Genomic DNA, 12,972 nt, shown 5'->3' with positions numbered 1-12,972 from the left:
CCGGGGCACATATCATTTCGCGACCGGGGTGCGGTAGCATTCTTGAGACGACAGCCATTCCTCAAGAGCGGCAATATCAATGGTCTCGCCGCTGCTTGAGCCAATTTCGGGCAGCGCTAGGTCAGTTTTCCTGACCAGGGAAATGGTCCCCCGCCCGCATAATTCCGCGATATTGTCTTGGGTGAGAAATCTCGGATCAAAGATCAGTGGTCGATTCCGCAAATAAGGGTCATTTCTGACCAAATCGACTGCAAAATCCCCGCTCGTTGTATCAACCAGGACAAAGTCTCCATCCTGTTGATTGATGATTTCAGTAGCCTCAGCATAAGGCGCGACGAACTTTTGGGATGACACCGTCAGAAATGCGATGGCGGGCAGTGTTGCCAGGGCCATGCTCTTGATCGGCAATGCCCTTCCGCCACCGTTTTCCTGTTGGAGCGAGGCATACCCGTAGGCACACAAGAGCAGGACACTCGGCAGGAGACCATGCAGATACCGAAAGCCCCAGCCGTGCCCCTGATAGGGAATTACGAGGAACAGCACGGCCAACGTAATAAGCAGACCAGCCATCAGAGGCACCGAAATCCCGCGGTTAGACTTCAGAGCGCGACCACTCAGCAATAGAAGCGGCAGAACAAAGGCCGGCATAAACGCGAAGAAACGCAGGAGATTCCACTCCATAAATAGAAATGACGAAATGGATGGAATCCGCAACAGGGGCAAAACCTGATTGCGTAGGAAATCAAAGAAAGCGGACCCGCCTTCACTTAAAGAGTTGGAGCCTTGGAAATCGTATCCGCCAGCAACCCACGAGTGATATGAGGTGAATCCGAGGATAGCCGCTCCATATGTGAGGGCATAAACAGCAAACAGGTACCATCGCCGATGCAGGAGTAGCGTCAGAAGAATTGGCCCTGCGAACAGGGGATGGAAGGCAATTTGATGTAACCCGATTGCCAAAACGCCGATCGCCATTGCTCCAGCGTGCGACCATCGCGTGTCTCTAAGAAACAAGCTCAGCCAAACTGAACTTGTCGCAAGATGTCCGGTCATCGCATAGCTAGTCATTCCAGTTATAAGAATCTGGGCAGAAAGCAGATAGCCACCAAGAACCACCCATTGAGGCGTTGCAGATTCCGGGAACAGTCGCTTTGCGGCATCACAAAGCGCGATCAGCCCAATTCCAGCTAATAGCGGATTCAGGAGACTTGGATCGAAAACACTACCGAAACCTGCCCTAATCATTGCATTCATGGGCAGGTAGGCGGACGCCCATGCAGCATTTTCGTGGATTGGGAGCCGGAAGTGCGGCGCCATGGCTACAACATAGTCGCGCCACTGCGGCGCCACATTGGCCGCCAATTCGCCAGATGCAAAAATCTCCGCATCGAACTCGGCCATGAGTTCATCCCGTGTCACAGGGTAGCCGAAGAGCAATAAATAGTGACCGACATAACCGGTCACCACGACGACAAACGCCGCCAAACAAATTTCACGAAACCGGGGTGGGGATACGCGGGGTCTCGCCGTCTCACGGTAGAAAGCCAGCAACCCCAATATGACAGCAAAATAGGCGGCAGCCCATCGGTCCTGATTGACAAAGTAATAGCGGGGCAGAGCGTCGGTATCGATAACACTGAGAAGCAGTGTGAAGAAGCACAAGAGCAGCGAGGCCGAGAAAAGCGCGCCATGTGGCTTGCTTCGCCAATGACCCGCGCGGTTCGCTGCTTCGTTCATACTCTCGGCCTATCGACAAGCCGCGAGTTTGAGCAAGCCTTGGGCTACATCTTTCCGCCGATTTCCCAGCTCTTGAAGTTAGGAAAAAATCAAGGTTTCCGAATTATTCACCACAACCGCAAAGGCGTGATTTGCCATCCTTTCGGCAAAAGTAGCGCGTCATATGGATAGTGAGCCTCGGGGGTTTGGCATGAGTGCATTCGGACGCAAGAACGGTGCTGGAGGAATGGGTTCCGGCGCTCGTCCGCAGTTTGGCGTGGCGAAACCGATGCGCGGTGGCGCTGGCGGTTCCAAAGCCGCTGGCGACGATGCCGACGAAGGCGGCGAACAGTTTCCGCCCCTTCCCGAAGAAGGCGCACCTGCCGCCGAAGGCGCAGGCAATGATCGCAACAGCGATGCCATGGCGCGCCTGTCGGAACGCATGAATGCTACCCACTCCGGCGATAGCGAAGTCGGCGGTTTCGAAGCCAGCGTCCACAAGATCAAGGAACAGGTCCTTCCCCGCCTGCTCGAACGCGTCGACCCCGAAGCGGCTGCTACGCTCAGCAAGGACGAGCTGTCGGAAGAATTCCGCCCGATCATCATGGAAGTGCTGGCCGAACTGAAGGTCACGCTCAACCGCCGTGAACAGTTTGCGCTGGAGAAGGTGCTTGTCGACGAACTGCTCGGGTTCGGTCCGCTCGAAGAATTGCTCAACGATCCGGACGTGTCCGACATCATGGTCAACGGCCCGGACCAGACCTACATCGAGAAATCGGGTAAGCTGGTGCTGGCGCCGATCCGTTTCCGCGACGAGGGCCACCTGTTCCAGATCGCCCAGCGCATCGTGAACCAGGTCGGCCGCCGCGTCGACCAGACCACCCCGCTGGCCGATGCCCGCCTGAAGGACGGCAGCCGTGTGAACGTCATCGTGCCGCCGCTCAGCTTGCGCGGCACCGCGATCTCGATTCGTAAGTTCTCCGAGAAGCCGATCACACTGGACATGCTTCAGGGCTTTGGCTCGATGAGCGAGAAAATGTGTACCGCGCTCAAGATCGCCGGTGCCTGCCGGATGAACATTGTCATCTCGGGCGGTACGGGTTCCGGTAAGACGACCATGCTCAACGCCCTGTCGAAGATGATCGACCCGGGCGAGCGCGTTCTGACCATCGAGGACGCCGCCGAACTTCGCCTGCAGCAGCCCCACTGGCTGCCGCTGGAAACGCGTCCGCCGAACCTTGAAGGCCAGGGCGCCATCACCATCGGCGACCTTGTGAAGAACGCCCTGCGTATGCGTCCTGACCGCATCATCCTGGGCGAGATTCGTGGCGCGGAATGTTTCGACCTTCTCGCCGCCATGAACACGGGCCACGACGGGTCTATGTGTACGCTTCACGCCAACAGCCCGCGCGAATGCCTCGGCCGTATGGAAAACATGATCCTGATGGGCGACATCAAAATCCCGAAGGAAGCCATCTCCCGCCAGATCGCGGAATCGGTCGACTTAATCGTGCAGGTGAAGCGTCTTCGCGACGGTTCGCGCCGCACCACCAACATCACCGAGGTGATCGGGATGGAAGGCGACGTGATCGTGACGCAGGAATTGTTCAAGTTCGAGTATCTCGACGAAAGCGAAGACGGCAAGATCATGGGCGAATTCCGCTCCAGCGGCCTGCGACCCTATACGCTCGAGAAGGCTCGCCAGTTCGGATTTGACCAAGCCTACCTCGAAGCCTGCCTCTAATCCTGCATTCAGCCCCGGATCACACCTGGGATTGAGACGACAAGAAGCGCTCCGCCCAATACGGCGAACGTAAGGAACAGGCCCGTCCAGGGGACCCAGCCGACGTTGTCGATACTGGTCCGCTTGCTACGACGCCGCTCCATGACAAGCGCGAATATCGCCGCGGAGAGGCACGCAATGCCCCACAAGGCGACGATCTCCGCTTCGCTGGCGAATGTCAGGAACGCTTTCATGGCGCGCATATGGGCGACGAACTGCCCTGCTCCAAGGGTCGGGTGAAACGCCGGCTCATTTGGTTCATGGATTTTTCAACTGAAAATTGCCACAAGCGTGCTTTCAGGCGAAAGAGGAAGCCATGATCAAGAAACTTATTCTCGCACTAGGGCTCACGACTTTGAGCCTCTCCGCCACTGCCTGCAATACGGTGCAGGGCCTTGGCGAAGACATCTCTTCCGTTGGTAAGGCCGGTGAAGAAGCGATCGATTGATGCTTCCTCTCCTGCCGTATCGAACCGAACGCCCGCCGCAATAACGGCGGGCATTTTCGTGTCAGGCCTTGCGATAAACGAGCACGAGATTGTTGGCGGGCATCTCGTACCTCGCCGAGCGGGATAGCCCGTTCTTGCCGGCTAGCGCGTCCAGCCAGCCGACCTGCCGCAACCCCCATTCAGAATTACGCTCGCGCAGGCTCTCGTCGAATGCAATGTTCGAAGGAGCGGTGGCGGTACCCTCCTCGAAGAATGGCCCATAAAGGATTAGCGGGGCGCCGCGCGCCAAGGTCTTTCCAGCACCTGCGAAAAGACCCACCGTTGCCGCAATGGGGCTGATATGGATCATGTTGACGCATAGGATCGCGTCGACATATTCCATGCTCCAAGCGGGATCCGCCGCATCCAGCGCGATCGCTCTTTCAAGATTCTCGAGTTCTGCTTCACCCGACCAGGCATCGATAGAGGCCAGTGCCTCGGGATCGATATCGCTCGGCTGCCAGACCAGGGTCGTAAAGCGGCGGGCCAAGAACAGAGCATGCTCCCCTGAACCACTGGCAATTTCGAGAACCCGCCCCGTTTCCGGAAGCTCCTGACCGAGAACTTGGGCGAGCGCTGCCGAATTGCGCGCGGTGGCCGGCGCGTGGCGCTTCATACAGCGCGCCTCAATTGACCTGTCTGTCCCGGCCTTCCCAGTACGGTGCGCGTAGATCCTTGCGGAGGATCTTGCCACTGGCGTTGCGCGGCATGACGTCGATGACATCGATGCTCTTGGGCACCTTGAACTTGGCCAACCGCTCGCTTGTCCATGCGATGATATCCGCCTCGTCGACCTCGCTTCCCGCCTTGGGAACGACGCAAGCCTTCACTGCTTCCCCCCAAGTCTCGTCGGGGACTCCGATCACGGCGACCTCTCCGACCGCGGGGTGGCCGTAGATCGCACTCTCGACTTGCGCCGGATACACATTCTCGCCGCCAGATATGATCATGTCCTTGATGCGATCCTGGATGAAGACATATCCATCATCATCCATGTACGCTGCGTCGCCCGTGTGCATCCAGCCGTCCTTTAGGGAGCTTTCTGTCGCGTCAGGCAGGTTCCAGTAACACGCCATGTTGGACGGGCTCTTGCAGATGAGCTCACCCACCTCGCCGCGCTTCAGTTCTTCGCCGTCTTCACCGATCACCTTCAGTTCGACGCCTGCCACCGCCTTCCCACATGACTTCATCCGCTCGTTTCCTTCGAGGGTGTGATCCTCCGGCGGCAGTGCTGCGATGGTACCGGTCGTTTCCGTCATACCATAGCATTGCAGGAAACCGGCCTCGGGAATGGTGCGAACCGCCTCACGCAGAAGGTCGAGCGGGATCGGGGCGGCACCATAAAGCACATATTTGACAGCGGACATGTCGGTCGTTTTGGCTCGCGGATGCTGGACGACCATCTGCAAGGCAGCCGGAACGATGAACAGGCGCGTGATGCCCTGTTCAAACCCGTCGAGGACACCATCGGGCGTGAATTCTGCCTGCACGATAGACCGGATACCCGCGCCCATCGCCATGACGCCGAGCCCCGTTCCGCCGATGTGAGCGCAAGGCATGCAGACCAGGATGGCCTCGTCCTCATCGAACAGGGACCACGGCTGGCCTTCTTCCTGGCTGGGAATGCGAAGCGAGAACAGGTTGCGATTGGTGAGCACCGCGCCCTTTGGGTTGCCGGTCGTGCCCGAGGTATAAAGCTGGAGCACGGCATCGTCCGGTCCCGCCGGCTCGAATTGCGCCTCATCCGCTTGGTCGATCGCGGCGATTGCAGCTTTCTGCCCCATCACTTGGGGCTTCTCAGATAATTCGGACACGGCCTTGGCGGCCATGTCGTCGAACCCTTCGCCGAGAAACAAAATCTTCGCGACCGTGTCCTTGAGGATATAGGCGACCTCCGGAGCTGCCAGCCTCCAGCCGATCGGCACCATCACCACGCCCATTCGCGCGGCAGAGTAGAATAATTCGAAATAGTGGCGTGCGTTCTTCCCCAGCCAGGCAATCCGGTCACCTTTGGTCAAACCCCGCTCGCTGAACATCGCTACAATCTTGCGGCTCCGCCGTTCGAAACCGGCGTAGGTGATAGCGTCATCACCCTCTTCCAGCACAACCGTGTCAGGTCGTTCGCTGGCCCAGTGCGTAATGAATTCGTCGAAAGTAAGCTTCTGTTCGCCGGTTCCGGTCATCGCCATTGTCTCCCTAGCCAGCCATCATGCCATGCATGGTGCGGGGAGCAAGGGTCCTATTGCCAGCGGCCTCCGGCACGGGCACGCCGTTCCCTGATCACGAGCCACAGGACGAGGCCGAGCGGACCCGCCATCAATGTGGCGAAAAGGATCGGGGCTTGGACCAGCCGCGAAAAGTCCTTCGCGTCGGCATCGCGAGCGATCCACAGGCCGACGAAGAGATCGAAAGCAAGATAATGGATCCAGCCGATGGTGACACCGGCGTCGCTTGCGAAAATCTGGCGCACGCCCTCGATCGACGAGAAATTACCACCCTCGCCACCCGGGACGATGCCAGCCACTACGGCGATCAAGAACACTGCGTAAGCTGCGCTCAACAGCGCCACGCCCAGATAGAGAATAGCCGCAAGCAGGGCTGGCCAGCGCGGCAGGAACACCAGCGCCACCCACATCAGCAAGGCCAATGCGTTGGCTATCGAGAAAACGGTGTCCCACATCTTCGCTCTCCTAGTCGGTGATCAATTGCGGCAGGCGTTTGGCCGCTCGCAAGATCGCGTCGTTGTCGTGCACGAAGCGCCCCCTCGCCGCACTTTTTGCAAGAGAGATGGCAGCCTGCGCAACGGTTTCAGCCTCTATTGCGCGATACTGGCGGTACTTGCCGTGAAGGAGGAGGTTGGCGACCGGCGCGGCAGCAATACCAATGCGCTCACCAATCCTGCGGTCATTCTCTCGCTTTCCGCGCAGCAGGCCGGGTCGAAGGATATCTAGGCGATTGAAGCGCAGCTTCGTCAGTTCGCGCTCGGTTTCACCCTTTACCCGGAGGTAGAAGTTTTTCGAGGCCGTATCCGCGCCGACCGAGCTGACTGCGACAAAGCGGTCTACACCCTGCTCCTTAGCAGCGCGCGCGGTCTCCAGCACAAGGTGCTGGTCCACCGCACGAAAGGCTTCCTCGTCTTCCCCCGCTTTCTTCCAGGTGGTGCCGAGTGCGCAAATCACCGCCTTGGGGCGAAGCGCCTCCAGAACCTCACCCCACTTTGCCGGTTCGGCAACGAACAGCTCCATGCGAATACCGCGTGGAAGCTTTGCCTCGCGTCGGGCAATCGCGGAAAGCCGCACGTCCTCGCGGCCGATACACTCTTCCATCACCTTGCCACCGATGAGGCCGGTTGCGCCGATAACGCACAGGCGCAGAGCACCGTCAGACATTGGACAACCCCTGCGGAGCGCGTCCGTAAATCCGCGTGCATTGGTCGATCGCGAAACGATCGGTCATGCCTGCGATGAAATCGGCAATGTGGCGGCTCTTTTCCGGATCGGTGTCGGGAAGGCGTTCAAGCCAATCGTCGGGCATAGTGGTGGGATCTTGCTGATAGGCCACGAACAGCCGGGCGATTACGTCGCGCGCGCGTTCCGCGGTCTGCAATTGCTCCGGATGGTAATACAGCCGCTGGTACATGAACTTTTTCAGCATACGTTCCCGGTCCGCCATATCCGGCGAGAAACCGGCGAGTTGCTTACCAGCTTCGCGAACCTGCTGGACGGTGTCGAGACCAACGATGTTCTTGCGCGTGTGCTCAAGCACGTCGTTCACCATAAGGCCGATCTGGCTGCGGACCAGTTCGCGAAGCTGCTTGTCACGCGAGATGTGCGGAAAACGCTTCTCCACCGCCCGGAACTGGTCCGCGAGAAAATCGATCTCCATTAGATCGTCGAGCGACAGGAAACCGGCGCGCAACCCGTCGTCGATGTCGTGATTGTCGTAGGCGATGTCGTCCGCGACTGCCGCCACCTGCGCTTCAAGAGAGGGCCATTGACCGAGTTCCAGCGGGTAAGCGGCATCGATGTCGCTCAACGCCCAGTTGGCTGCCGAAACGGGACCATTGTGCTTGGCGAGACCCTCGAGCGTTTCCCAGGTCAGGTTAAGCCCGGGATGGTCGGGATAATTACTCTCCAGCCGCGCCAGCATCCTTATGCCCTGCGCATTGTGGTCATAGCCGCCAGCGTGGACCATCGCCTCTTCGAGCGCGGTCTCGCCTGCGTGACCGAACGGTGGATGGCCGATATCATGGCCGAGACACAAAGCCTCTGTAAGATCCTCGTCCAGCCCCAGTTCGCGCGCAATGACGCGTCCTATCTGGGCAACTTCGATGCTGTGCGTGAGGCGGGTTCGATAGTGATCGCCGTCAGGCGCCACGAAGACCTGCGTCTTGGAACGCAGGCGGCGAAAAGCGATCGAGTGGATGATGCGATCGCGATCGCGCTGGAATTCGCTGCGCGGACCACGCGTGCCGTCACGGTCTTCGGGAAATTCGCGTCCGCGCGAAGCAGCGGGATCGGCAGCGTAAGGAGCTCTGTTCATGGAGCGCCAAGGCTTAGGTCAGCCGAATCCGCGCGACAACGTGAACGAAATGGGAACTTGCCCGCTTATCGGCGAAAAGCGACGCTGCGTGCCAAAAAACGGGCGATGCCGGTCAATTGTCGGCGAGCATCCATTCCGCAGCGGCGCGGCAGTGAATGTCGGTGGAATCGAAGACGGGCAGCACATTCGCATCCGTGTCGACCACCATCTCCAATTCGGTGCAGGCAAGGACGATGGCTTTCGCGCCTTCCTTGTCCTTGTTGGTGATGATCGTCTTCAGCGCTCGTTCGGCGGACCGCGTGACCCTGCCGAGCATCAATTCCTTGTAGATGATGCCATCGACCAGTTCCACGTCGCCCGGATCGGGCGGTAGCAGGTCGACGTCATGTGCGACGAGGCGCTGGCGATAAAAACTTTCTGTCATCACGAACCGCGTTCCGAGCAGGGCCGCATTATCGCAATTGGCCTTTTTCATCGCTTCGCCGACACTGTCTGCAATGTGCAGAACAGGAATGGATAGCCCTTCGGCCACGCGGTCGTAGACCTTGTGCATGGTGTTGGCGGCAATGATCATGCCTTGGGCACCGGCACTCTCCAGGCGGCGGCCACTTTCCACCAGCAACGAAGCGACTGCATCCCAGTCATCGGCTTGCTTGGCCTTGGCGATCAGCGAATAGTCCAGGCTTTCGATCAGTAGCGGCGCGCTCGACATGAAGTTGGAGCGGCGCTGGATTTCCTTGTTGATGCGTTCGTAATAGGCGCGGGTCGAAACCCAGCTCATGCCCCCGATGAGACCCAATTTGCGCAATTGCGCGCTCCTTCCCGTTACCCTGTTATCACCGCACGATGCGACTTGTGTTTCAACGCCCTAGAACGGACGTGCGCTACTGCGGTTCCTCAGTTTCGGTGTCCTGGGTGGAGAGAGTTTGGGCCAGCCATTCCGACAGATCGGCAGCGCTGCGCTCCGGAGCTTCTTCCATCGGGATGTGGCCGATTCCGTCATACGCGACGAGCGTGGCGTTCGGGATATTGCGCGCATACCATTCGCCGCCTTCAAACGGCACCAGCGCATCTTCCTTGCCCCAGATAACCAGGGTCGGGACCGTCATTCCTGCGGCTTGCTCTGCAGTGAACCCTTCGCGCGGGGTGCTGAAGCGTTTGCGCGTGGCGGCCCGATTGCCCGGATAGCGCGCCATTTCCCAATAGCGGTCGATCGCCGCATCGGTGACGACAGCCTGGTTCGAGACACTTTGCGACAGGCTTTTCGCAACCAAGGAGCGGGGGAGCATCTGGCTAAGGCCGTTTCCGACCACGGGCATCGAAGCGAGCTTGAAAGCGAGGTTGCCCGACCCCTCACGTTCGATCGGTGCGCCCGACGCATCGACTAGCACCAATCCCTCCAGACGCTCGGGATGCTCAAGCGCATAGGCCATCGCGATCCAGCCGCCCATCGAGTTTCCAGCCAGGTTAAACGTGTCCAGCTCGAGCGCGTCGGCAACCGCATCGACATCCGAAACGAAGGCCTCGCGGGTGTATTCCGCATCGGGGGCGGCGCCGGTCAGTCCGTGGCCGCGCTGGTCGTACCGCACCACACGGTAGTCTTCCCGGAGAATTTCGGCCCAGGGTTGCCACGTGTGAAGATCGGCGTTCGAGCCATGCAGGAGCATGATTACGGGCGCATCGCGCGGCCCTTCGTCGCGAACGTGAATTTCACGTCCGTCGGCAAGCTTAACGGCTTGCGATGGAGCCGCGCCATATTTGGCCCACATCTCGTCGCGGTCGGTGTCCGGTGTGCGCAAGAAAAGGAAGGCGATCAATCCGATAACGAGGACTGCGGCGAATATCCGAAAAACCCACTTCACTGCGGCATCTCCTCGATCCAGCGACGCACGGCATCGGCGCCTTCCCTGTCGATCGTCGCCTTGCCGAGTTCGGGCATGGCTACCCCGGGCTCATTGCTGAGCATGCGGTGAAGCAGGATTGATTTCTGCGGCTTTCCGGGCACCACGTCGAAGAGCAATCCTCCGGCGCCGCGGCCGGCAGCTACAGGTCGTTTCATGATGCCGATAGCATGGGTGTCCTCTTGCTCCCAACGCAGGTCCAAACCGCTGTTCGACGCGGTCGCGCCGGGGCGGTGGCAATGCGCGCAGTTCACATCCAGAAAAGCTCGAGCAACGGCAGCCGTGCTCGACTGCGAACGATTTTCCCAAACCGGCAGCGTATCCGCGCCCTCCGGAAGCTCTCCGAGATTTGCCGACAGCCATTCTTGCGAAAGATTGCGGGCCTTGGGGCCGATCGGAACGACCGCATCGTCTAGACCGTGGCATTCCTTGCACTGGTTCTTATTGGGTACGCGGTAGCTGATTTCCCCACCCGCAGGCGTCGTCACCGGTACGCGAGCGCCAGCGATCGCGAGGCGTGCCTCTGACTGTTCCTCATTCCAGACGTAGGGGAGTGCGAGCCAGCCGTCGGAACGGTGCAGCAGCACGCGCGTCTCGATGAGGCGTCGGGCGTCACCCTCGCCGAATGCGAAGGTCTTGATCAGGGCCGTGCCGACAGGGAAATCGATCAGGCCTTCGCCGTCTGCCTGCATTTGCGTGCCCTGCGGCAAATAGATGAAGCGCAGCTTTTCCGCCCCGTCCGAATAGAGCGGTGTATTCAGCCGGTAAGGCGTTACGCCAAGCGTTGGTATTTGCGCATCCGCGTGGATGAAGAACCCGAATTCCTCCAGCGTGCGCGGTAGCCCCTCGCCCTGGATCGCAGCATCGGACACTTGCGGGGCAACGAGGCGCGCCTCGACCGCTACCGCAGAGGCAAAAGCGAGAACCGCGCAGGCGAGAATGCCGAATTGCTTCATGGCTACAAACGTGTGTCCAGCTCAGCAGGAGCGCCGATACCATCCCGCTCGAACTCGGTGGTAGGCGCATCGACCGACATCAGCGCAGGCTGCGCACCGCCCAGCCCCTTGCCCGCTTCGGGCAAATTTAGGCTCCAGCCCATGGTGCCCTGTACGGCAGCGAGCGAACCCAGGCCGTCCCACAGCACGGGAGGCAATTCGCCCCCGAATGCCGCAAGCAGCATCTCGGCACCATCGAGCTGCGGATCGTAACCGCCGCCATCGAACTGGTTAGGCCCGACCACCACTTCGCGCGGCAGCGGATTGTAGCGATCGTCGTCGTAAGGCTGCGTGTAGGCGATCACCATGACCGGTGCGGTCGGGTTGCCCGAGAGGATGTTGTCCTCGATCAGCACATTCTCGTTCGCCATCACCATGATGCCGGTCCCTCGCCGAACACCTGCCACGATATTGCCGGGAGGCGCGAAATTGGGCGTATCGTTGGCCACCACGAGGTTGTTCGCGACGATTACATTGCCGCCGCCCATCACCGGGAGGTTGGGAAGGTCGAAGACGAGGATGCCGCCCGTATTCCGGGTCGCAATATTGTGTTCGACCAGCGCATTCCGGCTGTTCTCGATCTCGATCCCCGCCACATTCGCCTCGGCTATCGAGTTGCGCACGGTGATCCGGTTGGACTGGCCGATGTAAATACCTGCATCGCTAGCCCCGGTGACCTTGACGCCATCGACCAGCACGCCGGTGCTTTCGACCGGATAAATGCCATAGGCCCCGTTCTCCGGATGGGGACCGCGGGTCCAGGTCACGCGGATACGGTGGTAGACGATGTTGTCGGCGCCTTTCGACTTCACGCCGTCGCCCTTGGGATTTTCCAAAGCGAAATCACGCATGGTGACATTGTCAGACGTGACGAGAAGCCCCTCGCCCGCGCCCTGTTGCCCGGTGAAATCCAGCACCGTCCCGTCCATCCCCACACCGCGCAAGGTCACGCCGTCTACGTCGAGGCTAAGGCCGTCGCTCATTGCATATCGTCCTGCCTCGAGGACGATCTCGTCGCCAGGCTGGGCGAGGATGAGCGCTTCCTGCAAGCGCTCCTGCGCGCCTTCTCCGGGCGAAATCGTGTGGGTTTCGGCCAGCAGCGGAGTGGTGCTTGCGAGCAGCGTCGCGGCGAATGCAGTGCGGATCATAAGTGTCTCCCTCTCGGCCCACATAGTGCCGCTATCGGGAGCTATTGCAAGCGTCTCTAACGCGTCGTGAACGAGCAGATTGCCGCCGAGGTGCCGACGACCTCGATCGCTTCGGGGTCGTCTACGCGGCGCAGGCGCTCGAGGAATTCGGCCATAGTGAGCGGCACCGCGCTCTCGCCGTCGCGCGCCTGGAGGTTTTCCAGCTTGCGCAATTGGTTGAGCGACAGGCGTTCCGCCATACGGGTGCCCATGCAGGCCGCGACGGGCGGTGAGATACCCTTGTCCACCAGCACGCTTTCGATGCGCCCCGCCGTGACGCGTTCGATCCCGCCGAAATAGCCCCAGGCAAAAAAGCCGAGGATCGCCACCAGGGCGATGCCGATGATTGCCTTGCGCATGG

The 12,972-nt window shown here is 60.0% G+C and carries 14 protein-coding genes; 2 read left to right on the top strand and 12 right to left on the bottom strand.

What is annotated here, in order from left to right; all coding sequences use genetic code 11:
* Positions 1-12 precede the first annotated feature (12 nt).
* Positions 13-1,737 carry a hypothetical protein gene (locus GRI34_RS01670; protein WP_160594455.1) on the bottom strand — a complete coding sequence of 575 codons (1,725 nt, stop codon included), beginning with the start codon at positions 1,735-1,737 and terminating at the stop codon, positions 13-15.
* A 190-nt stretch (positions 1,738-1,927) separates the two neighbouring features.
* Between GRI34_RS01670 and GRI34_RS01665 the strand changes: the two genes are divergently transcribed.
* Positions 1,928-3,460, top strand: coding sequence for a CpaF family protein (locus GRI34_RS01665; RefSeq protein WP_199800093.1), 1,533 nt, complete (start codon positions 1,928-1,930; stop codon positions 3,458-3,460).
* A gap of 8 nt (positions 3,461-3,468) precedes the next feature.
* Here GRI34_RS01665 and GRI34_RS01660 read toward each other — a convergent pair whose 3' ends face one another.
* Complete coding sequence (locus tag GRI34_RS01660) at positions 3,469-3,693, bottom strand: hypothetical protein (protein ID WP_234028122.1); 225 nt, start codon at positions 3,691-3,693, stop codon at positions 3,469-3,471.
* 122 nt (positions 3,694-3,815) lie between these two features.
* Between GRI34_RS01660 and GRI34_RS01655 the strand changes: the two genes are divergently transcribed.
* Positions 3,816-3,947, top strand: coding sequence for an entericidin A/B family lipoprotein (locus GRI34_RS01655; protein ID WP_090482176.1), 132 nt, complete (start codon positions 3,816-3,818; stop codon positions 3,945-3,947).
* Between the two features lie 61 nt (positions 3,948-4,008).
* Here the strand turns inward: GRI34_RS01655 and GRI34_RS01650 are convergent, their stop codons facing one another.
* The 10 genes from GRI34_RS01650 to GRI34_RS01605 form a co-directional block, all read right to left on the bottom strand.
* Positions 4,009-4,602 (bottom strand): DUF938 domain-containing protein, encoded by a 594-nt coding sequence (locus tag GRI34_RS01650; RefSeq protein WP_160594453.1) that lies wholly within the window; start codon positions 4,600-4,602, stop codon positions 4,009-4,011.
* Between the two features lie 10 nt (positions 4,603-4,612).
* Positions 4,613-6,169, bottom strand: a complete 1,557-nt coding sequence (locus GRI34_RS01645; protein ID WP_160594452.1) for a long-chain-fatty-acid--CoA ligase — start codon at positions 6,167-6,169, stop codon at positions 4,613-4,615.
* A gap of 56 nt (positions 6,170-6,225) precedes the next feature.
* Complete coding sequence (locus GRI34_RS01640) at positions 6,226-6,666, bottom strand: ABA4-like family protein (protein WP_160594451.1); 441 nt, start codon at positions 6,664-6,666, stop codon at positions 6,226-6,228.
* Positions 6,667-6,676: 10 nt separating this feature from the next.
* Positions 6,677-7,375 (bottom strand): NAD(P)H-binding protein, encoded by a 699-nt coding sequence (locus tag GRI34_RS01635; RefSeq protein WP_160594450.1) that lies wholly within the window; start codon positions 7,373-7,375, stop codon positions 6,677-6,679.
* On the bottom strand, positions 7,368-8,528 hold the full coding sequence (locus GRI34_RS01630) for a deoxyguanosinetriphosphate triphosphohydrolase (protein WP_160594449.1): 1,161 nt from the start codon (positions 8,526-8,528) through the stop codon (positions 7,368-7,370). Before GRI34_RS01630 ends, GRI34_RS01635 begins: the two co-directional genes overlap by 8 nt.
* 112 nt (positions 8,529-8,640) lie before the next feature.
* A complete protein-coding gene (locus tag GRI34_RS01625) occupies positions 8,641-9,336 on the bottom strand; it encodes an aspartate/glutamate racemase family protein (RefSeq protein ID WP_160594448.1) in 696 nt (231 codons plus the stop codon).
* 76 nt (positions 9,337-9,412) lie between these two features.
* Positions 9,413-10,390, bottom strand: coding sequence for an alpha/beta hydrolase (locus GRI34_RS01620; RefSeq protein WP_160594447.1), 978 nt, complete (start codon positions 10,388-10,390; stop codon positions 9,413-9,415).
* Entirely contained in the window at positions 10,387-11,385 is a 999-nt protein-coding gene (locus GRI34_RS01615; protein WP_160594446.1) for an SO2930 family diheme c-type cytochrome, read from the bottom strand. Before GRI34_RS01615 ends, GRI34_RS01620 begins: the two co-directional genes overlap by 4 nt.
* 2 nt (positions 11,386-11,387) lie before the next feature.
* Positions 11,388-12,572 carry a parallel beta-helix domain-containing protein gene (locus GRI34_RS01610; protein ID WP_160594445.1) on the bottom strand — a complete coding sequence of 395 codons (1,185 nt, stop codon included), beginning with the start codon at positions 12,570-12,572 and terminating at the stop codon, positions 11,388-11,390.
* A gap of 56 nt (positions 12,573-12,628) precedes the next feature.
* The gene (locus GRI34_RS01605) at positions 12,629-12,970 is read right to left on the bottom strand and encodes a hypothetical protein (RefSeq protein ID WP_160594444.1); all 342 of its coding nucleotides are present in this window, start codon (positions 12,968-12,970) and stop codon (positions 12,629-12,631) included.
* Positions 12,971-12,972: the final 2 nt, after the last annotated feature.

This window comes from Qipengyuania aquimaris (assembly GCF_009827445.1).
GTDB lineage: Bacteria > Pseudomonadota > Alphaproteobacteria > Sphingomonadales > Sphingomonadaceae > Qipengyuania > Qipengyuania aquimaris.
Note: the sequence above shows the minus strand (reverse complement) of the source record. Positions and strands in the feature narration are given on the sequence as shown.

Bases quoted from the DNA above. Each gene is read 5' to 3' on its own strand.
- GRI34_RS01650 (WP_160594453.1), bottom strand. From the start codon at position 4,602: ATGAAGCGCCACGCGCCGGCCACCGCGCGCAATTCGGCAGCGCTCGCC.
- GRI34_RS01605 (WP_160594444.1), bottom strand. From the start codon at position 12,970: ATGCGCAAGGCAATCATCGGCATCGCCCTGGTGGCGATCCTCGGCTTT.
- GRI34_RS01610 (WP_160594445.1), bottom strand. From the start codon at position 12,572: ATGATCCGCACTGCATTCGCCGCGACGCTGCTCGCAAGCACCACTCCG.
- GRI34_RS01670 (WP_160594455.1), bottom strand. From the start codon at position 1,737: ATGAACGAAGCAGCGAACCGCGCGGGTCATTGGCGAAGCAAGCCACAT.
- GRI34_RS01630 (WP_160594449.1), bottom strand. From the start codon at position 8,528: ATGAACAGAGCTCCTTACGCTGCCGATCCCGCTGCTTCGCGCGGACGC.
- GRI34_RS01660 (WP_234028122.1), bottom strand. From the start codon at position 3,693: ATGAAAGCGTTCCTGACATTCGCCAGCGAAGCGGAGATCGTCGCCTTG.
- GRI34_RS01655 (WP_090482176.1), top strand. From the start codon at position 3,816: ATGATCAAGAAACTTATTCTCGCACTAGGGCTCACGACTTTGAGCCTC.
- GRI34_RS01615 (WP_160594446.1), bottom strand. From the start codon at position 11,385: ATGAAGCAATTCGGCATTCTCGCCTGCGCGGTTCTCGCTTTTGCCTCT.
- GRI34_RS01645 (WP_160594452.1), bottom strand. From the start codon at position 6,169: ATGACCGGAACCGGCGAACAGAAGCTTACTTTCGACGAATTCATTACG.
- GRI34_RS01640 (WP_160594451.1), bottom strand. From the start codon at position 6,666: ATGTGGGACACCGTTTTCTCGATAGCCAACGCATTGGCCTTGCTGATG.
- GRI34_RS01635 (WP_160594450.1), bottom strand. From the start codon at position 7,375: ATGTCTGACGGTGCTCTGCGCCTGTGCGTTATCGGCGCAACCGGCCTC.
- GRI34_RS01665 (WP_199800093.1), top strand. From the start codon at position 1,928: ATGAGTGCATTCGGACGCAAGAACGGTGCTGGAGGAATGGGTTCCGGC.